Source organism: Nocardioides pacificus (assembly GCF_054775955.1).
This window is the reverse complement of record NZ_BAAHCI010000005.1, coordinates 1-20,679: the sequence shown is the minus strand read 5'-3', so window position 1 is coordinate 20,679 and position 20,679 is coordinate 1. Positions and strand designations below refer to the sequence as shown.

The 20,679-nt window shown below is 71.2% G+C and carries 16 protein-coding genes and 1 pseudogene; 13 read left to right on the top strand and 4 right to left on the bottom strand.

What is annotated here, in order from left to right:
- Window positions 1-106: 106 nt before the first annotated feature.
- Window positions 107-580 carry an Lrp/AsnC family transcriptional regulator gene (locus ACYU7L_RS02695; protein ID WP_460793651.1) on the bottom strand — a complete coding sequence of 158 codons (474 nt, stop codon included), beginning with the start codon at window positions 578-580 and terminating at the stop codon, window positions 107-109.
- A gap of 162 nt (window positions 581-742) precedes the next feature.
- Between ACYU7L_RS02695 and ACYU7L_RS02690 the strand changes: the two genes are divergently transcribed.
- From ACYU7L_RS02690 to ACYU7L_RS02675, 4 genes are read left to right on the top strand one after another with little or no spacing between them, the layout of a single operon-like run.
- Entirely contained in the window at window positions 743-1,993 is a 1,251-nt protein-coding gene (locus tag ACYU7L_RS02690) for a polyamine ABC transporter substrate-binding protein (protein ID WP_460793650.1), read from the top strand.
- Entirely contained in the window at window positions 1,993-3,126 is a 1,134-nt protein-coding gene (locus tag ACYU7L_RS02685; RefSeq protein ID WP_460793649.1) for an ABC transporter ATP-binding protein, read from the top strand. Before ACYU7L_RS02690 ends, ACYU7L_RS02685 begins: the two co-directional genes overlap by 1 nt.
- A complete protein-coding gene (locus ACYU7L_RS02680; protein WP_460793648.1) occupies window positions 3,123-4,037 on the top strand; it encodes an ABC transporter permease in 915 nt (304 codons plus the stop codon). Before ACYU7L_RS02685 ends, ACYU7L_RS02680 begins: the two co-directional genes overlap by 4 nt.
- A 2-nt stretch (window positions 4,038-4,039) precedes the next feature.
- The gene (locus ACYU7L_RS02675; protein ID WP_460793647.1) at window positions 4,040-4,846 is read left to right on the top strand and encodes an ABC transporter permease; all 807 of its coding nucleotides are present in this window, start codon (window positions 4,040-4,042) and stop codon (window positions 4,844-4,846) included.
- Window positions 4,847-5,335: 489 nt separating this feature from the next.
- On the opposite strand, the gene ACYU7L_RS02670 is transcribed toward ACYU7L_RS02675, so the two are convergent.
- Window positions 5,336-6,721, bottom strand: a complete 1,386-nt coding sequence (locus ACYU7L_RS02670) for an aspartate aminotransferase family protein (RefSeq protein ID WP_460793646.1) — start codon at window positions 6,719-6,721, stop codon at window positions 5,336-5,338.
- A gap of 152 nt (window positions 6,722-6,873) precedes the next feature.
- Here ACYU7L_RS02670 and ACYU7L_RS02665 point away from each other — a divergent pair, with 152 nt between their 5' ends.
- The 9 genes and pseudogenes from ACYU7L_RS02665 (at window position 6,874) to gabT (ending at window position 19,773) form a co-directional block, all read left to right on the top strand.
- Window positions 6,874-8,109: a saccharopine dehydrogenase family protein gene (locus ACYU7L_RS02665; RefSeq protein WP_460793645.1), complete on the top strand. Its 1,236-nt coding sequence runs from the start codon at window positions 6,874-6,876 to the stop codon at window positions 8,107-8,109.
- Window positions 8,106-9,620, top strand: coding sequence for a CoA-acylating methylmalonate-semialdehyde dehydrogenase (locus ACYU7L_RS02660; RefSeq protein WP_460793644.1), 1,515 nt, complete (start codon window positions 8,106-8,108; stop codon window positions 9,618-9,620). Before ACYU7L_RS02665 ends, ACYU7L_RS02660 begins: the two co-directional genes overlap by 4 nt.
- Window positions 9,613-11,007, top strand: coding sequence for an aminotransferase class III-fold pyridoxal phosphate-dependent enzyme (locus tag ACYU7L_RS02655; protein WP_460793643.1), 1,395 nt, complete (start codon window positions 9,613-9,615; stop codon window positions 11,005-11,007). Before ACYU7L_RS02660 ends, ACYU7L_RS02655 begins: the two co-directional genes overlap by 8 nt.
- Entirely contained in the window at window positions 11,004-12,368 is a 1,365-nt protein-coding gene (locus ACYU7L_RS02650) for an NAD(P)/FAD-dependent oxidoreductase (RefSeq protein ID WP_460793642.1), read from the top strand. Before ACYU7L_RS02655 ends, ACYU7L_RS02650 begins: the two co-directional genes overlap by 4 nt.
- A complete protein-coding gene (locus tag ACYU7L_RS02645; protein WP_460793641.1) occupies window positions 12,365-13,747 on the top strand; it encodes an NAD(P)/FAD-dependent oxidoreductase in 1,383 nt (460 codons plus the stop codon). Before ACYU7L_RS02650 ends, ACYU7L_RS02645 begins: the two co-directional genes overlap by 4 nt.
- 1 nt (window position 13,748) lies before the next feature.
- Window positions 13,749-15,386, top strand: coding sequence for an amidohydrolase (locus tag ACYU7L_RS02640; protein WP_460793640.1), 1,638 nt, complete (start codon window positions 13,749-13,751; stop codon window positions 15,384-15,386).
- A gap of 205 nt (window positions 15,387-15,591) precedes the next feature.
- Window positions 15,592-17,028: a gamma-aminobutyraldehyde dehydrogenase gene (locus tag ACYU7L_RS02635; protein ID WP_460793639.1), complete on the top strand. Its 1,437-nt coding sequence runs from the start codon at window positions 15,592-15,594 to the stop codon at window positions 17,026-17,028.
- A 27-nt stretch (window positions 17,029-17,055) separates the two neighbouring features.
- Window positions 17,056-18,396 (top strand): annotated as a pseudogene (locus ACYU7L_RS02630) (flavin monoamine oxidase family protein); the annotation flags it as partial.
- 18 nt (window positions 18,397-18,414) lie between these two features.
- On the top strand, window positions 18,415-19,773 hold the full coding sequence (gabT, locus tag ACYU7L_RS02625; protein ID WP_460796552.1) for a 4-aminobutyrate--2-oxoglutarate transaminase: 1,359 nt from the start codon (window positions 18,415-18,417) through the stop codon (window positions 19,771-19,773).
- A 60-nt stretch (window positions 19,774-19,833) separates the two neighbouring features.
- Here the strand turns inward: gabT and ACYU7L_RS02620 are convergent, their stop codons facing one another.
- A complete protein-coding gene (locus tag ACYU7L_RS02620; protein ID WP_460793638.1) occupies window positions 19,834-20,010 on the bottom strand; it encodes a hypothetical protein in 177 nt (58 codons plus the stop codon).
- Between the two features lie 50 nt (window positions 20,011-20,060).
- Window positions 20,061-20,336, bottom strand: a complete 276-nt coding sequence (locus ACYU7L_RS02615; RefSeq protein WP_460793637.1) for a hypothetical protein — start codon at window positions 20,334-20,336, stop codon at window positions 20,061-20,063.
- Window positions 20,337-20,679 lie beyond the last annotated feature (343 nt).

Genomic DNA, 20,679 nt, shown 5'->3' with positions numbered 1-20,679 from the left:
GTGACGGGTCGGCGGCGTGTCGAGGGTCAGGGCCGCCGCAGCAACAGCTGGCTGGGCTGGGGCTTGTCTGGGGCTGGACTGGGCTTGTGTGGGCTGGGGGTCCGGCTCAGCGCACGCCCCACGAGTAGGTCTGCTTGCGGAGCTGGAGGTACATGAACGTCTCGGTCGCGACGACGCCCTCGATGCTGCGGATCCGCCCGGAGATGATCTCGAGCAGGTGCTCGTCGCTCTCGGCGACGACCTCGGCCAGCAGGTCGTAGGAGCCGGCGGTGATGACCACGTAGTCGACGTCGTCGAGGGCCACCAGCGCGTCGGCGACCGGCTCGAGGGGGCCGGTGACCTTGATCCCCACCATCGCCTGGCGCGCGAAGCCGAGCTCGAGGGGATCGGTGACCGCGACGACCTGCATCACGCCGGTGTCCACCAGACGCTGGACGCGCTGGCGGACCGCGGCCTCGGAGAGACCGACCACCTTGCCGATGGCGGCGTAGGAGCGACGGCCGTCCTGCTGGAGCTGTTCGATGATCGCCTTGGCGGCGTCGTCGAGGACCACCGGTGGTCGTTGCTGCTTGCGGGTCATGGCCGCATCGTCGCATGCGCGCGGCGGCGGGCAAAGCCCGGTTGACTACCTCGAAACGATGGATTTCGTTGCAATCACGTTTCCAATCCACTGAATCCCTTGTTGTGAGTCCGTGACGGTGACAGGATCCCGAATCGAGCCATCGACCCTGGGGAGCGTCCTATGCCCAATGACCGTTCGAGCTTCGACGCCGCGCTGCGCGCCGCGCGCAGGCAGCAGCCCGGCCAACAGATGGGCCGGCAGATCGGCCAGCACCGGATCGGGAGGCGCGGTCTGATGCGCGGTGCCTCGCTCTCCGCCCTCGCCCTGGGGGTGCCCGGGCTGCTGGGGGCCTGCGGGACCGACTCGCAGGTCCAGTCCGCGGAGGAGTGCAAGGGCAAGGACCTGTCGGCGGAGGAGTCCGAGCTGGTCTTCTCCAACTGGCCGGAGTACATCGACGTCAAGGGCAAGCGGATGCCGACCCTGGAGGCCTTCGAGAAGGAGTCCGGGATCTCGGTGACCTACAACGCCGACATCAACGACAACAACGAGTTCTTCGGCAAGGTCAAGGACCAGCTCGGCGGCTGCGAGCCGATCGGACGTGACATCATCACGATGACCGACTGGATGGCCGCCCGGATGGTCGGCCTGGGCTGGATCCAGAAGCTGGACAAGGGCAACATGCCCAACGTCACGGCCAACCTGCGCGCCGACCTCGCCTCCCCGGCCTGGGACAAGAGCCGCGACTACAGCGTCCCCTGGCAGAGCGGCCTGACCGGCATCGCCTACAACGCGAAGTACACCGGCGAGGTGGGCTCCTTCGAGGAGCTGATGACGCGCGCCGACCTGAAGGGCAAGGTCAGCCTGCTCACCGAGATGGGCGACACGATGCTGTTCATGCTGCTGCTCGAGGGTGCGAACCCCGAGGACTTCGACAGCACCGAGTGGGAGGCCGCGCTCGGGCGCCTCGAGGGGTACGTCGGCTCCGGGCAGATCCGCCGCTTCACCGGCAACGACTACATCCGCGACCTCAACGCCGGGAACCTGGTCGCGTGCGAGGCGTGGTCCGGCGACGTGATCGCGATGCAGTACGACAACCCCGACATCAAGTGGGTCGTGCCCGAGGAGGGCCTCTCGCTGTGGTCGGACAACATGCTGGTGCCCAACCGGGCCGAGCACCAGGCCAACGCCGAGAAGCTGATGGACTACTACTACCAGCCGGAGGTCGCCGCGACCCTGGCGGCGTGGGTCAACTACATCTGCCCGGTGGAGGGGGCGAAGCAGGAGATGGAGAAGATCGACGCCTCCCTGGTCGACAACCCGCTGATCTTCCCCGACGAGGCGTTCCTGGCGAACGCCTACGGGTTCATGGAGCTCGACGAGAAGACCCGCCAGCAGTACGACAAGGACTTCGCGAAGGTGATCAGCGGCTGATGGCCGACGACCTGGAGCTCCGCGCGCTCACCAAGTCCTTCGGTGCGTTCACGGCCGTCGACTCGCTCGACCTGACCGTGCCGCAGGGGGCGTTCTTCGCGCTGCTGGGGCCGTCGGGCTGCGGCAAGACCACGACGCTGCGAATGGTCGCGGGGCTGGAGGAGCCGACGAGCGGCACCATCTCGCTCGGGGCGGACGACATCACCCGGCTCAAGCCCTACAAGCGCCCGGTCAACACGGTCTTCCAGAGCTATGCCCTCTTCCCGCACCTGAGCATCGCCGACAACGTCGCCTTCGGGCTGCGCCGCCAGGGGCGCAAGAAGGTCGACGCCGAGGTCGCCAAGATGCTCGAGCTCGTCGAGCTCGCGGACCTCGGCAAGCGCCGCCCGACCCAGCTCTCCGGGGGTCAGCAGCAGCGGGTCGCGCTGGCGCGAGCGCTGATCAACCACCCGCAGGTGCTGCTGCTCGACGAGCCGCTCGGGGCGCTCGACCTCAAGCTGCGCCGCCAGATGCAGATCGAGCTCAAGCGGATCCAGACCGAGGTCGGGCTCACCTTCGTGCACGTGACCCACGACCAGGAGGAGGCCATGACGATGGCCGACACCGTCGCGGTGATGAACGAGGGGCGCATCGAGCAGCTCGGCAGCCCCGAGGACCTCTACGAGCGTCCGGCCACGACGTTCGTGGCCAACTTCCTCGGCCAGTCCAACCTCGTGGCCGGGACGGTCGAGGGGCGCGAGGGTGACTGGATCCGGCTCGGTGTCCACGGGTCCGCGATCGTCGCGGACGTCACCGGCACGGAGAATCTGGCCTCGGGCGCCGACCAAGGTGACGTGTGGGTCGGCGTCCGGCCGGAGAAGGTCTATCTCGCCGCACCGGCGGAGGACGAGGGGACGGGCGTCAATACGCTCGCCGGCGGCGTCGTCAGCGACGTCAGCTTCGTGGGGGTCAGCACGCAGTACCTCGTCCGGATGGCGTGGGGCCAGGAGCTGACGGTCTTCGAGCAGAACACCGGCACGCGGCAGCGGTTCCGGCCCGGCGACCAGGTCGAGCTGCACTGGCGCCCTGAGCACACCTTCCTCCTCGACGCCTCCCAGGACGCCCACGCCGGTGCCCAGCTGGAGGATGCGTGAGCGCCGCCGGGCACCTGCCGGCCGCGCCGGTGGACGCCCAGCTGGTGGGGACCCCGCCCGACGAGGGCCGGCGCCGCGGCCTGGCGGGCTACCTGCTGCTGCTCCCCGGCGGATTCTGGCTGGCGCTCTTCTTCGTCGTACCCACCGTCACGCTGGTCGCGACCAGCCTGTACGACCCGTCGGGCTCGCTGCAGACCGGCTATCAGATGACCTGGTACTGGCAGAACTACACCGACGCCGTGCGCGACTACCAGGACCAGATCATCCGCTCGCTGCTCTATGCGTTGGCGGCGACGGTCGCGTGCGTGCTGCTCGGCTATCCGCTCGCCTACGCGATCGCGTTCAAGGCCGGGCGCTGGAAGAACCTGATGCTGGTCGCCGTCGTCGCGCCGTTCTTCACCAGCTTCCTGGTGCGGACGCTGTCGTGGCAGTACCTGCTGGGGGACAACGAGCTCATCGTCTCCGCGCTGCGCTGGCTGCACGTGCTGGGGCCGGAGGGGCACCTGCTGGCCACGCCGGTGGCGGTCGTGACCGGGCTGACCTACAACTTCCTGCCGTTCATGGTGCTGCCGCTCTATGCGTCCCTGGAGAAGATGGACCCCCGGTTGGTGGAGGCGGCCACGGACCTCTACGCCTCGCCGTTCACGGCGTTCCGCACCGTGACGCTGCGGCTGTCGATGCCGGGGCTCGTCGCCGGGACGCTGCTGACGTTCATCCCGGCGAGCGGCGACTACATCAACGCGCAGCTGCTCGGGAACACCAACACCCGGATGATCGGCACCGAGATCCAGGGGCTGTTCTTCGCCGGCGACTATCCGACCGCGTCGGCGCTGTCGGTGTCGCTGATGGTGCTGATCGTCGTGATGGTGTTCGTCTACGTGCGCCGCTCCGGCACCGAGGAGCTGGTGTGAGCATGCTGTCGCGAACCGGACGCTGGCTCGGCGACCACCTCGTGCTGATCCTGGGCCTGCTGGTGCTGCTCTACATGTTCGTGCCCGTGCTCGTGGTGATCCTGATGTCGTTCAACGACCCCGCGAGCCGCAACAGCTACACCTTCGACGGGTTCACCCTCGACAACTGGACCGGCATCTGCGAGCCCTACCAGCTGTGCTCGTCGGTGTCGCTCTCGATCCGGGTGGGGCTCGCCTCGACGCTGCTGGCGACGCTGCTGGGGACCTTGATGGCCTTCGCGATGGTGCGCCACCGCTTCCGGGGACGCTCGGCGGCCAACCTGTTCGTGTTCCTGCCGATGGCCACGCCCGAGATCGTGCTCGGCTCGTCGCTGCTCGCGTTCTTCGTCAACGCCGGGGCCTCCGACGTGCTGGGCTTCTGGACGATCTTCATCGCCCACGTGCTCTTCTGCCTGTCCTTCGTGGTCGTCACGGTGAAGGCGCGCCTTGCCGGCCTGGACCCGCGCATCGAGGAGGCGGCCGCCGACCTCTATGCCAACGAGTGGCAGACCTTCTGGCGGGTCAGCTTCCCGCTGGTCTTCCCCGGCATCCTCGCCGCGGCCCTGCTGTCCTTCTCGCTCTCCTTCGACGACTTCATCATCACCAACCTCAACGCCGGCCAGGAGGTGACCTTCCCGATGTTCGTCTGGGGCGCCCAGCAGCGGGCCATCCCGCCGCAGATCAACGTCATCGGCACGATCATGTTCCTGCTGGCGCTGGCGGCCGTGGTGCTGGGCGAGGTCGGGAGTCGGCGGCGGGCTCGGGGGTGAGGGGGCGGCCGGTGCTGCCGTTTGGTCCCCAACGGCAACGATTTCCGACTCTGACCTGTCGTTTCTGACCAATGGGCGACCCCTGACCCGGGGGCGTACGGCGAGCGGCGCTCGGTTCGCGTCGTACGGCGAGCGGCCGCGACCGTCGTACGGCGGGGAGCTGCGGGGCGTGGAGACGCGCCCGGTTTGGCCAGAGGCGACATGCCTGGTCCGTTCCGGCTGCCGTTTGGTCCCCAACGGCAGAGATATCTGACGCCCACCGGTCGTCTCTGACCATTCGGCGGCCCCGACTCGTCGTACGGCGAGCCGCGGCGGCGACCGTCGTACGGCGGAGAGCCGCGGCCGTCGAGGGCACGCCGATTGGTCAGAGACTGCATGTCCGGTCGCGATTTCGATGCCGTTGGGGACCAAACGGCGACCGGTTCCGTCGCCCGTCGTCGCCCGCCCGTACGGCGACCCGGTTCCGTCGCCGTACCGCCGGCCCCGCCGTCAGAGCAGCGCGGAGGCCTTGTCGAGCACCGAGCGCAGGATCTGCTCCATCTCGTCGAAGTGCTCGGGGCCGCAGATGAGCGGGGGCGCGAGCTGGATGACGGGGTCGCCGCGGTCGTCGGCGCGGCAGTAGAGGCCCTCGCTGTAGAGGGTCTTGGAGACGAAGCCGTAGAGGATCCGCTCGGACTCCTCGGCGGTGAAGGTCTCCTTGGTGGCCTTGTCCTTGACCAGCTCGATGCCGTAGAAGTAGCCGTCGCCGCGGACGTCGCCGACGATCGGCAGGTCGGTGAGCCGCTCGAGGGTGGCGCGGAAGGTGGCCTCGTTGTCGCGGACGTTCTCCAGCAGGCGCTCGTCCTCGAAGATCTGCAGGTTGCGCAGCGCCACGGCCGTGGAGACCGGGTGGCCGCCGAAGGTGTAGCCGTGGGCGAACATCTCGCCCTCGGCCAGGAACGGCTCCATCAGCCGGTCGGAGGCGATCATCGCGCCGAGCGGGCTGTAGCCGGAGGTGATGCCCTTGGCGCAGGTGATGATGTCGGGCTGGTAGCCGTAGCGCTCGGCGCCGAACATGTGGCCGAGCCGGCCGAACGCGCAGATCACCTCGTCGGAGACCAGCAGCACGTCGTACTGGTCGCAGATCTCGCGGACCCGCTGGAAGTAGCCCGGCGGCGGCGGGAAGCAGCCGCCCGCGTTCTGCACGGGCTCGAGGAACACCGCGGCGACCGACTCGGGGCCCTCGTTCTCGATGGCCACCGCGATCTGATCGGCGGCCCACCGCCCGAACGCCTCGAGGTCGTCGCCCTGCCCGCGGACCGCGTGCTCGGGCGCGCGGTAGAAGTTGGTGTTGGGCACCCGGAAGGTCGAGGGCACCAGCGGCTCGAACTGCTGCTTGAGCCCCGGCAGCCCGGTGATGGACAGCGCCCCGTGGGTGGTGCCGTGGTAGGCGATGGCCCGGCTGATCACCTTGTGCTTCATCGGCTTGCCGACGAGCTTGAAGTAGTTCTTGGCCAGCTTCCACGCGGTCTCGACGGCCTCGCCGCCACCGCTGGTGAAGAAGACCCGGTTGAGGTCGCCGGGGGCGTGGCCGGCGATCTTCTCGGCGAGCTCGATCGCGCTCGGGTGGGCGTAGGACCACAGCGGCATGAACGCCAGCTCGCGGGCCTGCTTCGCGGCCGCCTCGGCCAGCTCGACACGGCCGTGGCCGACCTGGCTGACGAAGAGCCCGGCCAGCCCGTCCAGGCAGCGGTGGCCCTCGGCGTCCCAGATGTAGGCGCCCTCACCGCGCACGATGATCGGCACGTCCGCGTCGGCGTACTGCCCCTGGCGGGTGAAGTGCAGCCACAGGTGGTCCTTCGCGGCGCGCTGCAGGTGGTCGTAGTCCGGGTGCATGCCACCATCGTGCGGGCCTGACTCCCGATCGGCAAGGGAATCCGTCGTGAAACACGAGATTCAGCACGGATTTCGTGGCGATGGGGTCGCTGAACGTGTCGTCTTCGCACTAGTCTCGCCCCCATGACGCAACGAGCAGTGCGGTACGACGCATGAGGATCCTGCTGGTCGGGGCCGGAGGCGTGGGCGCCGCGATCACGGCCATCGCCGCCCGCCGCGACTTCTTCGAGGCGATCGTGGTGGCCGACTACAGCCTGGCCAGCGCCGAGCGCGCCGCGGCTCAGGACCCTCGCTACACGCCGGTCCAGGTGGATGCGTCCAGCGCCGATGCCGTCGCGACGCTGTGCCGCGAGCACCGGATCACCCACGTGATGAACGCCGTGGACCCGCGCTTCGTGATGCCGATCTTCACCGGCGCTCGCGCCGCCGGCGCCGACTACCTCGACATGGCGATGTCGCTGTCCCGCCCGCACCCGGAAGCCCCCTATGAGCAGACAGGCGTCAAGCTCGGCGACGAGCAGTTCGCCGAGGCCGACGCGTGGGCGCGCGACGGCCGGCTCGCGCTGTGCGGGATGGGGGTCGAGCCGGGGCTCTCCGACGTCTTCGCGCGCTACGCCGCCGACCACCTCTTCAGCGAGATCGACGAGCTCGGCGTCCGCGACGGCGCCAACCTCGCCGTCGAGGGCCACGACTTCGCGCCGAGCTTCTCGATCTGGACGACGATCGAGGAGTGCCTCAACCCGCCGGTGATCTGGCAGGACGGCGCCTGGACGACCACCGCGCCGTTCAGCGAGCCCGAGGTCTTCGACTTCCCCGAGGGCATCGGGCCGGTGGAGTGCGTCAACGTCGAGCACGAGGAGGTCCTGCTGATGCCGCGCTGGATCGACTGCCGCCGCGCGACGTTCAAGTACGGCCTCGGCGCCGAGTTCATCGACGTGCTCAAGACCCTGCACAAGCTCGGCCTCGACCGCACCGACCCGGTCCGGGTGGGCGGCGTCGAGGTGAGCCCGCGCGACGTGGTCGCCGCCGCGCTGCCCAATCCCGCCGACCTCGGCCCGCTGATGACGGGCAAGACCTGTGCCGGCGTGTGGGTCACGGGGCGCGGCAAGGACGGCGCCGAGCGCTCGACGTACCTCTATCACGTCGTCGACAACGAGTGGACGATGCGCGAGTACGGCCACCAGTGCGTCGTGTGGCAGACCGCGGTCAACCCGGTCGTCGCGCTCGAGCTGCTGGCCACCGGGGTCTGGTCGGGGGCCGGTGTGCTCGGGCCGGAGGCGTTCGACGCGGTGCCGTTCCTCGACCTGCTCACCGCCTATGGCAGCCCGTGGGGGATCCAGGAGCTGGACCCCACGAACGCGCCCGCAACGGAGAAGGAGTCACGATGACCACCACGATCACGCACTGGGCCGACGGTGCGGCGTACGACGGGCAGTCGGGGCAGTGGGCCGAGGTGACCAACCCCGCCACCGGCCGCGTCTCGGGCCGGGTGGCGCTCGCGAGCGCGGCCGACGCCGACCACGTCATCGCGGCGGCGAAGCGGGCCGCGCCCGGGTGGCGCGCGGCGTCGCTGGCGCGTCGTACCCAGGTGATGTTCGCCTTCCGCGAGCTGCTGAACGCCCGCAAGGACGAGCTCGCGGCGCTGATCACCGCCGAGCACGGCAAGGTGCACTCCGACGCCCTCGGCGAGATCGCCCGCGGCCTCGAGGTGGTGGAGTTCGCCTGCGGCATCGGGCACCTGCTCAAGGGCGGTCACAGCGAGGGCGCCTCGACCGGGATCGACGTGCACTCCAAGCGCGACCCGCTCGGCGTGGTCGGCATCATCAGCCCGTTCAACTTCCCGGCGATGGTGCCGATGTGGTTCTTCCCCGTCGCCATCGCCGCCGGCAACACCGTCGTCCTCAAGCCCAGCGAGAAGGACCCCTCCGCCGCGCTCTGGATCGCGCAGCTGTGGCGCGAGGCGGGACTGCCCGCCGGCGTCTTCAACGTCCTGCAGGGCGACAAGACCGCGGTCGACGCGCTGTTGGAGAGCCCGGACGTCGCGGCGATCAGCTTCGTGGGCTCCACCCCGATCGCACGCTACGTCTATGAGCAGGCGAGCAGCCACGGCAAGCGGGTCCAGGCCCTCGGCGGCGCCAAGAACCACATGGTCGTCCTGCCCGACGCCGACCTCGACCTCGCCGCCGACGCCGCGGTCAGCGCCGGCTACGGCAGCGCGGGGGAGCGGTGCATGGCGATCAGCGTGGTGGTCGCGGTCGGGCCGGTGGCCGACGATCTCGTCGCGCGGGTCGCGGAGCGTACGGCGACGCTGCGGATCGGCGACGGGCACGCGGAGCGCGGCGACACTGCTGACATGGGGCCGCTGGTGACGCGTGCCCACCGCGACCGGGTCGCGGGCCTCATCGACTCCGGGGAGGCGGCGGGCGCCAAGCTCGTCGTCGACGGCCGTGACGTCTCCGCTGACGGGGACCCGGACGGGTTCTGGCTGGGACCGACCCTCTTCGACCACGTGACCCAGGAGATGGAGATTTATCGCGAGGAGATCTTCGGCCCTGTCCTCAGCGTCGTCCGGGTCGCGACGTACGACGAGGCGGTCGCGCTGATCAATGCGAACGCCTACGGCAACGGCACCGCGATCTTCACCAACGACGGCGGGGCCGCGCGTCGCTTCGAGGAGGACGTCGAGGTCGGCATGATCGGGATCAATGTGCCGGTCCCCGTGCCGGTGGCCTACTACTCGTTCGGGGGATGGAAGCGCTCGCTGTTCGGCGACACCCACGCCCACGGTGCCGAGGGCGTGCACTTCTTCACCCGCGGCAAGGTCGTCACGACCCGCTGGATCAACCCGGCCGCCCGGCCCGAGGGCGGCCTCGAGCTGGGGTTCCCCCGGAATGCCTGACACCGCCATGACCGACTCCCCCACGACCATCCACAACGAGACCCTCGCCCGCGCGCTGACCGACGCCGAGCGCGCCTACGAGCTCGACCGGCGCCACGTCTTCCACTCGTGGTCGGCTCAGGCGCTGATCGACCCGATGGTGGTGACGCGCGCCGAGGGCTCCTACATCTGGGACGGCGAGGGCCGCCGGCTGCTCGACTTCACCTCCCAGCTGGTCTTCACCAACCTCGGCCACCAGCATCCGCGGATCGTCGCGGCGATCCGGCAGCAGGCGGCCGACCTCTGCACGGTGGCGCCGGCCCACGTTAACGGCGCCCGCTCCGAGGCTGCCCGGCTGATCGCCAAGCACACGCCGGGCGACCTCGACCGGATCTTCTTCACCAACGGCGGCGCGGACGCCAACGAGCACGCGATCCGGATGGCGCGGCTGCACACCGGGCGACACAAGGTGCTCTCGACGTACCGCTCCTACCACGGCGGCACCCAGCTGGCGGTGAACGTCACCGGCGACCCGCGCCGCGTGCCCAACGACAACGGCTCGCAGGGCACCGTCCACTTCTTCGGGCCGTTCCTCTACCGCAGCGCCTTCCACGCCACCACGGAGAGAGAGGAGTGCGACCGCGCGCTGGAGCACCTCGAGCAGGTGATCGCGCTGGAGGGCCCCTCGACGATCGCGGCGATCATGCTCGAGTCGATCCCCGGCACGTCCGGCATCATGGTCCCGCCGCCGGGCTACCTCCGCGGCGTCCGCGAGCTCTGCGACCGGCACGGCATCATGCTGATCGCCGACGAGGTGATGGCCGGCTTCGGCCGCGCGGGACGGTGGTTCGCCATCGAGCACGCGGGCGACGTGGTGCCCGACCTGCTGACGTTCGCGAAGGGCGTCAACTCCGGCTACGTCCCGCTGGGCGGGGTCGCGCTGAGCGAGGCCATCTATGCGACGTTCGCCGAGCGGGCCTACCCCGGCGGCCTCACCTACTCCGGGCACCCGCTGGCCTGCGCCGCCGCAGTCGCGACGATCGAGACCATGGAGGACGAGGACGTCGTCGGGCACGCCGCCCGGCTCGGCGAGGACGTCCTCGGCCCGGGGCTGCGCGCGCTGGCCGAGCGTCACGACCGGATCGGAGAGGTGCGCGGCGTCGGCGCGTTCTGGGCGCTGGAGCTGGTCCGCGACCGGGAGACGCGCGAGCCGCTCGCGCCGTACGGCGGGTCGAGCCCGGAGATGGGCACGCTGATCGCGGCCTGCACCCGCCTGGGCATGCTCCCGTTCGCGAACTTCAACCGGATCCACGTCGTGCCGCCGCTGACGACCACGCGCGAGGAGGCACGCGAGGGCCTGGACATCCTGGACCGTGCCCTGACCGAGACCGCAGGTCCGCCCGCGTGACCCCAGTGAGCGCGCTCGAGGGGTCCGTGCTGCGGCCGCTGTGGCTCGACACCCCGGACCGGCCCGCCGCCCGGCCCGCGCTGGAGGGCGACGCCCGCGCCGACCTGCTGGTCGTCGGGGGAGGCTTCACCGGGCTGTGGACCGCGCTGCGCGCCGTCGAGCGGGAGCCCGGACTCACCGTGATCCTGATCGAGGGAGACCGGATCGCCGAGCACGCGACCGGGCGCAACGGCGGCTTCTGCGAGGCCAGCCTGACCCACGGCGAGGACAACGGCCGGGCCCGCTGGCCCGAGGAGTACGACGAGCTGCACCGCCTCGGGCTGGAGAACCTCGACGCCATCCAGCACACCGCCGAGCGCTACGGGATCGACTGCGGGTTCGTCCGGGGCGGGGCGCTGGCGGTCGCCACCCGTCCCCACGAGGTGTCCGCCCTCGATCCGGGGACCGAGGGGTTCCTCGACGCCTCCGCGGTGCGGGCGATGGTCGACTCGCCGACCTACCTCGCAGGGCGCCACGACGCCGAGGGGTCGGCGCTCGTCGACCCCGCCCGACTCGCCTGGGGGCTGGCCGCGGCGGCCGAGCGCCACGGCGTACGCATCGCCGAGCGCACCCGACTCGACTCGCTGCACCGCGTCGGCGACCACCTCGAGGCGCGCACCGCGACCGGCACGATCCGGGCGGAGCGGGTCGCCCTGGCGACCAACGTGTTCCCCGGCCCGCTGCGCCGCCCGCGGTGGTCGGTGGTGCCGGTCTACGACTACGTGCTGGCCACCGAGCCGCTCACCGACGCGCAGCTGGCCGCGCTGCGCTGGGACCCGGCGATCGGCGTCTTCGACTCGGGCAACCAGTTCCACTACTACCGGATCACCCCGGACCGCCGGGTCCTGTGGGGCGGCTACGACGCGATCTACCACTACGGCCGCTCGATCGCGCCCGACCACGACGACCGCCCGGCCACCTTCGAGACCCTCGCGCGCAACTTCGCCGCGACCTTCCCCCAGCTGGCCGGCCTCCGGTTCACCCACCGCTGGTCGGGCGTCATCGACACCTCCACCCGCTTCTGCGCCCTGTTCGGTACGGCGCACCGCGGCCGCGTCGCCTACGCCACCGGGTTCACCGGGCTGGGGGTCGGCGCCTCCCGCTTCGCCGCCGACGTGATGCTCGACCTGCTCTCCGGGGAGCAGACCGAGCGCACCCGGCTGGAGATGGTGCGCCGCCGGCCGCTGCCCTTCCCGCCCGAGCCGTTCGCCTGGATCGGCATCCAGCTCACCCGCCAGGCGCTGGCGCGCGAGGACCGCACTGGGCGGCGCAACGCGTGGCTGCGGACGCTGGACCGGCTCGGCCTGGGCTTCGACTCGTGACGCCCAACGGGGGCGTCTCCTTCTGGTGGCAGCAGATCGGGCTGCCCGCGCCGCGCGCCCCGCTGCCTGGGGCGACCGAGGCGGACGTGTGCATCGTCGGAGCGGGCTACACCGGGCTGTGGACCGCCTACTACCTCAAGCGCGCCCAGCCCGACCTTCGCATCGTGGTGCTCGAGGCGCGCTTCGCCGGCTTCGGCGCCTCGGGTCGCAACGGCGGCTGGCTGACCAACACCGTCACGGGCGGCCGGGAGCAGTACGTCGTGGGCGGCGACCGCGGCCCCGCGATCGCCCAGCAGCGCGCTCTCAACGCCTCGGTCACCGAGGTGATCGCGGTCGCGGAGCGGGAGGGCATCGACGCCGACGTCCACGACGGCGGCGAGCTCAGCGTCGCCCGCACCCCCGCCCAGCTGGCCCGGCTCCGGGCGCTGGCCGCGGCGGAGGCGGCCTGGCCGGACACCGACGTCGTGGAGCTGGACGCCGCCGAGAGCGCCGCTCGGGTCGGGGTGGCCGGGACGCTCGGGGGCCTGTGGCACCCGCACTGCGCCCGGATCCAGCCCGCCAAGCTCGTCGCCGGGCTCGCGGCCGCGGTCGAGCGGCTCGGCGTCGTGATCCACGAGGACACCCCCGTCACGGCGATCGACGCGGCTGCACCGGGCCGCGCCGCCCGCGCCTGCACGCATCGCGGCGACGTCCGGGCGACCTCCGTGATCCGAGCGACCGAGGGGTTCACCGCCGGCCTGCGCGGCGAGCGCCGTACTTGGCTGCCGATGAACTCCAGCATGATCGTCACCGACCCCTTGCCCGCCGACGTCTGGGCCGAGCTCGGCTGGGAGGGCCGCGAGACGGTCGGCGACCTCGCGCACGCCTACGTCTACGCCCAGCGCACCGCGGACGACCGGATCGCGCTAGGCGGACGGGGCGTCCCCTACCGGTTCGGCTCGCGCACGGACGCCGACGGCGCCACCCGGCCCGGCACGGTCGCGCAGCTGTCTACCCTCCTGCACACCTTCTTCTCCCCGTCCCTCCCCGTCGCCCACGCCTGGTGCGGCGTGCTCGGCGTCCCGCGCGACTGGTCGGCCACCGTCGGCCTCGACCGGGCGACGGGCCTCGGCTGGGCCGGCGGGTACGTCGGGACCGGCGTCACTGCCACCAACCTCGCCGGGCGGACCCTCACCGACCTGGTCCTCGGCCGTGACACGGAGCTGACCCGGCTGCCGTGGGTCGGCCGTCGGGCCCGGCGCTGGGAGCCGGAGCCGCTGCGGTGGCTGGGCGTGCAGTCGCTCTACCGCGCCTACCGCGCCGCCGACCGCCACGAGCTCGCCGGGCGAGCCACGACCTCGCCGCTGGCGAGGGTCGCCGACGCCGTCGCGGGGCGCTGACGTGCGGCCCGCCGACCTGCTCCTGCGCGACGCCCCCGTCTATCGCGACGGTCACTGGGACGGCGACTGCCTGGCCGTCCGCGAAGGTCGGATCGTCGGAGTCGGCCACTTCGACGACGTCGCACACCTTGTCTCCGCGAGCACCCAGGTGGAGAGCCTGGCGGGACGTTGGCTGCTGCCGGCCTTCCACGACTCCCACGTCCATCCGGTGCAGGCCGGTCTCGAGATCAACCAGTGCGACCTGACCCGGGTCTCCACGATCGCCGACTACCTCGTCAGCGTCGCGTCGTACGCCCGGGCGCATCCGGAGCGGCCGTGGGTGACCGGCGGCGGGTGGTCGATGGACGTCTTCCCCGGCGGCGTGCCGACCGCGGACCTGCTGGACGGCGTCTGCGCGAGCCGCCCGGTCTTCCTGCCCAACCGCGATCACCACACCGCCTGGGTCAACACCTGTGCCCTCGAGCTGGCGGGCATCGACGAGCACACGCCCGACCCGGCCGACGGCCGCATCGAGCGCTCGCCCGACGGACGCCCCACCGGCGCGCTGCACGAGGGGGCGATGGGCCTGGTCGCCCGGCTGCTGCCCCGACCGTCGCCCGAGGAGATGCTCGCGGCCCTGCTGACAGCGCAGCGTCACCTGCACTCCGTCGGCATCGTCGGCTGGCAGGACGCCCTCGTCGGGGAGGGCCTCGGCATGCCCGACACCCTCGACACCTATCTCCACGCCCACGAGACCGGCCGGCTGAGCGCCAAGGTCGTGCTCGCGCAGTGGTGGGACCGCGAGCGCGGCCTCGAGCAACTCCCCGACCTCGTCGTACGACGCGCCCGGGCCGCGGCGGCGGGGCTCGACGCGGGCAGCGTCAAGATCATGCAGGACGGCGTCTGCGAGACCCACACGGCGGCGATGCTGCACCCCTACCTCGACCGCGGCGGCGCCCGCACCGACAACGTCGGGCTCTCGTTCATCGCCGCCGGCGACCTGGCCAGCTATGTGACAGCGCTGGACGCCCAGGACTTCCAGGTGCACATCCACGCCCTCGGCGACCGAGCGGTCCGCGACAGCCTCGACGCCGTCGAGCAGGCCCGGCGGCGCAACGGCGCGCGGGACAACCGGCACCACCTGGCCCACATCCAGGTCATCGACGCCGCCGACGTCGAGCGGTTCGCCGCGCTCGAGGTGACCGCCAACGCGCAGCCGCTGTGGGCCTGTCGCGACCAGGCGGTCGAGGAGCTGACGCTGCCGTTCCTCGTGGAGTCGGCGCGCGGTCAGCAGTACGTCTTCGGCTCGCTGCTGCGCGCCGGCGCCCGGCTGGCCTGCGGCAGCGACTGGCCGGTCTCCGAGCCCGACCCGCTGCTGGGCATCCATGTCGCGGTCAACCGGCGCGGGCCCGACCAGGACCGCTCGGTCGAGCCACTCCTGGCGCACCAGGCGCTCACCGTGCAGCAGGCGCTCGCGGGCTACACCACGGGGACCGCCCACCTCAACGGCTGGGAGTCGGACACCGGACGGCTCGAGGTGGGGTACGCCGCGGATGTGGTCGCGGTGGACGGTGACGTGCTGGGGGTCGACCCGATGGAGATCGCGGGGGTGCAGGTGACGCACACGTTCGTGGAGGGGCGGGGGGTGTTTCGGCGGTGAGGGTCTCGACGTGGGTGGTCTCGACGTCGGTTGGTCTCGACGTCGGTTGCTGCGCAACCTGCTCGACCCACCGGCTGCGCAACCTGCTCGACCAGCGAGGGGGTTGGAACGCTGGTTTCGTCGGTCGAGCGCCCACTCCGCTGCGAATTCAATTGAGTGCGCGCTGACCGGCGACGGATCCGGTTGTCTCGGGTAGCCTCGGCGCATGACTCAGCAGATCTTCCGCAATGTCGTTGACGGGGAGCTCGTCGACTCCGCCTCGGGCCAGAGCTATGACGTCATCGACCCCAGCACGGGGGAGGTCTACGCCCGCGCCCCGCTGTCGGGGGCGCAGGACATCGACCGTGCCTACGCCGCGGCCGAGCGGGCCTTCGAGTCCTGGGGTCGGACCACTCCCCAGGAGCGCTCGCTGGCCCTGCTGCGGATCGCGGACGCCCTCGAGGCGCGCACCGAGGAGTTCGTGGCCGCCGAGTGCCGCGACACCGGCAAGCCGATCCACCTGACCCGCTCGGAGGAGATGCCGCCGACGGTCGACCACTTCCGGTTCTTCGCGGGGGCAGCGCGGGTGCTGGAGGGCAAGTCGGCGGGGGAGTACATGACCGACCACACGTCGTTCATCCGTCGCGAGCCGATCGGCGTGGTCGGCCAGGTGACGCCGTGGAACTACCCGCTGCCGATGATGGTGTGGAAGATCGCCCCGGCCCTGGCAGCCGGCAACACCGTGGTGCTCAAGCCGAGCGACACCACGCCCGCCACCTCCACGCTGATGGCGGAGCTGGCCCAGGAGTTCCTGCCGCCGGGCGTCCTGAACGTCGTGTGTGGCGACCGCGACACCGGGCGGGCGCTGGTGGCACACCCCACCCCGCAGATGGTGTCGATCACCGGCTCGGTCCGCGCCGGCATGGACGTGGCGCAGAGCGCGTCGTCCGACCTCAAGCGGGTGCACCTGGAGCTCGGCGGCAAGGCCCCGGTGGTCGTCTTCGACGACGCCGACGTGGAGAGGGCCGCCGCGGCGATCGCGGAGGCGGGCTACTTCAACGCCGGCCAGGACTGCACGGCGGCGACCCGGGTGCTCGTCGGTGCCGGCATCCACGACGACTTCGTCGCCGCCCTGACGGCGCAGGCCCGCGGGACGCGCACCGGCATGCCCGACGACGAGGACGTGCTCTACGGCGCGCTCAACAACGCCGACCAGCTCGCTCGGGTCGCCGGGATGGTCGACCGGCTGCCCGACCACGCGAGCGTGCAGGCCGGGGGCAGCCGGCAGGGGGAGCGCGGCTACTTCTACGAGCCGACCGTGCTCTCGGGGCTGCGCCAGGACGACGAGCAGGTGCAGAACGAGATCTTCGGACCGGTGATCACCGTCCAGCGCTTCGGCGACGAGGCCGAGGCGCTGCGCTGGGCCAACGACGTGAAGTACGGCCTCGCCTCCAGCGTGTGGACCCGCGACCACGGCACCGCCATGCGGATGTCGCGCGGCCTCGACTTCGGCGTGGTGTGGATCAACACCCACATCCCCTACGTCTCCGAGATGCCGCACGGTGGCTTCAAGCACTCCGGCTACGGCAAGGACCTGTCGATGTACGGGCTGGAGGACTACACGCGCGTCAAGCACGTGATGTCCTACATCGGGCAGGAGTGAGCCGATGCTCGACCTGGGAGTGATCCGGTGAGCAGGACGAGGGACGTCGACGTCGTGGTGGTCGGGGCCGGGGTCACCGGGCTCACCGCCGCCCGACGGCTGCAGCGGGCCGGCCTGCGGGTCGTGGTGCTCGAAGCGCGCGACCGGGTCGGGGGCCGGCTGCTGACCGACGTCGTCGACGGGGTCCGTCTCGAGGTGGGCGGCCAGTGGGTCTCGCCCGACCAGGACGCCCTCAAGGGCCTGCTCGAGGAGCTGGGGCTCGACACCTACCCCCGCTACCGGGCCGGCGAGTCGGTCTACATCGGCGCCGACGGTGCTCGTCGTACGTTCACGGGCGAGGCCTTCCCGGTCTCCGCCACCACCGCCGCCGAGGTCGAGCGGCTGACCAAGGTCCTCGACGAGCTGGCCGCCCAGCTCGACCCGCTCGCGCCGTGGGAGCACCCGGACGCGGCCGAGCTCGACCGGCTGACGTTCGCGGAGTGGCTGGTGCGCCACAGTGACGATGCGGAGGCGCGCGACAACATCGCTCTCTACGTCGGTCCGGCGATGCTGACCAAGCCGACGCACACGTTCTCGGCGCTGACGGCGGTGCTGATGGCGGCCAGTGCCGGCGGCTTCAGCAACCTGGTCGACGCGGACTTCATCCTCGACCGTCGCGTGGTGGGCGGCCTGCAGGAGGTGCCGCTTCGGCTCGCGGCCGAGCTCGGCAACGCCGTACGCCTCTCCGCCCCGGTCACGGCGATCTCCTGGGAGGAGGGAGGCGCGACGGTGACCTCGTCGGCGGGCCTCTTCCGGGCCCGGCGGGTGCTGCTCGCCGTGCCGCCCACCCTGGTCTCGAAGGTGGCCATCTCACCCCCGTTGCCGGCGGTCCACCGGGAGTTGCGCCAGCACCAGTCGTTCGGTCTCGTCGTGAAGCTGCACGTCACCTACGCGACGCCGTTCTGGCGTGAGCTGGGGCTGTCGGGGACGGCGTTCAGCCCCTATGCGCTGGTGCACGAGGCCTACGACAACACCAACGAGGACATCGCCAGGGAGACCAGGGGGACCCTGGTCGGGTTCGTCTCCGACGAGCGCGCCGACGAGGTGCTCGCCCTGGATCCGGCGGAGCGCCGGCAGCGGATCCTGGAGTCGCTGCGGGACTACTTCGGTGACCAGGCGCTGGACCCGGTCGGCTACTACGAGTCGCCGTGGCGTGACGAGGAGTGGACCGAGGGCGCCTATGCCACGAGCTTCGACGTCGGCTCGCTCACGCGCTATGGCCGGCACCTGCACGAGGACGTGGGCCCGTTGAGCTTCGCGAGCAGCGACGTGGCCGGGCTCGGCTTCCAGCACGTCGACGGCGCGGTGCGGATGGGCGCAGCGGTCGCCGAGCGGATCCTCGACGAGATCGGGTCTGGCGCGACGTCGGCCGGTGCTGCGACGACGTCGGTCACGCACCAGGCCCGCCGTCTGGTCACCGAGCTCCCCGGCCCCCGCTCACGCGAGCTCGCCGCCCGGAAGTCGGCTGCGGTCGCCGGCGGCGTCGCCCCGATCATGGGGGTCTACGCGGCCCGGGCGCACGGCGGCGTCGTCGAGGACGTCGACGGCAACGTGCTGATCGACCTCGGGTCGGGCATCGCGGTGACGACGGTCGGCTCGAGCGCGCCCCGCGTCGTACGCGCCGTGAGCGAGCAGGCGGCAGCCTTCACGCACACCTGCTTCATGGTGACGCCCTACGAGCCCTATGTCGCCGTCGCCGAGCGGCTCAACGAGCTGACCCCGGGGGACCACGAGAAGCGCAGCGTGCTGTTCAACTCCGGGGCGGAGGCGGTCGAGAACGCCGTGAAGATCGCGCGCTCGGCGACGGGGCGGCAGGCGGTCGTCGTCTTCGACCACGCCTACCACGGGCGCACCAGCCTGACGATGGCGATGACCGCGAAGTCGATGCCCTACAAGCACGGCTTCGGACCGTTCTCGCCGGAGGTCTACCGAGCCCCGCTGTCCTATCCCTTCCGCGACGGCGCCACGAGCGGACCCGAGGCCGCGGCCCGCGCGATCGACTCCATCGAGAAGACCGTCGGCGCCGCCAACCTCGCGGCCGTCGTCATCGAGCCGATCCAGGGCGAGGGCGGCTTCATCGTGCCGGCTGCGGGCTTCCTGCCCGCGCTGGCCGAGTGGTGCCGGGCGAACGACGTGGTCTTCGTCGCCGACGAGGTGCAGACGGGCTTCGCCCGCACCGGCGCGATGTTCGCCTCCGACCATGAGGGCTTGGTGCCCGACCTGATCTGTACGGCGAAGGGCATCGCCGGCGGGCTCCCCCTGTCGGCGGTCACCGGTCGTGCGGAGCTGATGGACGCGGTGCACGCCGGCGGTCTGGGCGGCACGTACGGCGGGAACCCGCTCGCCTGCGCCGCCGCGCTCGCGGTGATGGACACCATCGAAGCGGAGGGCCTGGTCGATCGGGCCCGGGAGATCGAGGCGCTCGTCCTGGGTCGGCTGCACGCCCTGCAGGCCCGCGACGCCCGGCTCGGCGACGTACGCGGGCGCGGAGCGATGCTCGCCGTCGAGCTCGTCGAGGCCGGCACCAGCACCCCCGACCCGGCGCTGGCGAAGGCGATCGCGGCCGAGGCGCACCGCCAGGGGGTCATCGTGCTGACCTGCGGCACCTACGGCAACGTGCTGCGCTTCCTGCCCCCGCTGGCCATCAGCGACGCCGAGCTCGAGGAGGCCTTCGACGTCATCGACGCCGCGTTCGCGTCCCCCTGACGCGAGTCGGCGCGAATGCACTCGAGCCTCGTCCGGTGTGCGTTCGCGCCGACTCGGGTGTCAGCGCGGCTTGGGCTTGTTCCGCTTGCTGTAGAGCTCGACCTGCATCGAGGTGACCTTCTTCTTCATCGGCAGCACTGCCCACTTGGTGAAAGTCCTGTTCGGACAGTTGGGCCCGCCGAAGTAGGTCACGACGTAGGTGTACTTGAAGCGCCATCCCGCCTGATAGATGCGCATCCGAGCGAGCTTGCCCGCGGGCAGGTTCACAGCCTGGGACCAGGTCCGCGTCACCGAGTTGGAGGTAGTGCTGCTGCGGTTCCACTGCCGGTTGTGGTGGCGCTGACACTGGCCACGCCGAAGTCGAGGCCACCGGTGCCCCCGACGGTGTCGGCCGACCCCTTGGTCTTGGCAGTCTGTCGGCCATCGGCCTCGGAGTAGCCCTGTGTCCCGCCCTGCTGCCAACCGCTCGGGTCGCTAGGAGAGCTGAAGTGCTTGCTGGTGGGGATCCAGACGGCGGCGCCGCGCTGGGTGCTCTTGACGAAGGAGCGGTCGTGGTCGCGCATGCGTTGGGACGATGCGCGAGCATCAGTGCCGGCGGACGCACCGGCGCCGTCGGCTGCTACGGCCGATGACCGAGGCTGGCCGGGGCGGCGACTGACAGGCAGAACGCTGCGGCGGCGACGAGCCTGTGCGCGGGACGAGATGACATGGGGACACCTTCAGGTAGCGCAGGGGAGGCGGTCGGATGGATGCGGGTGCTGACGTGATCCCCATCACACCCGGACCCCAAACGTGACCGAACGGGACTGCTGCACGATCAGGTGACAGGTTGGGTCACGCAGCCTGAGTGGCTGGCGCGGTCATGATGGTCTCGTACTCGATGGGAGTCAATCGCCCGAGAGCGGC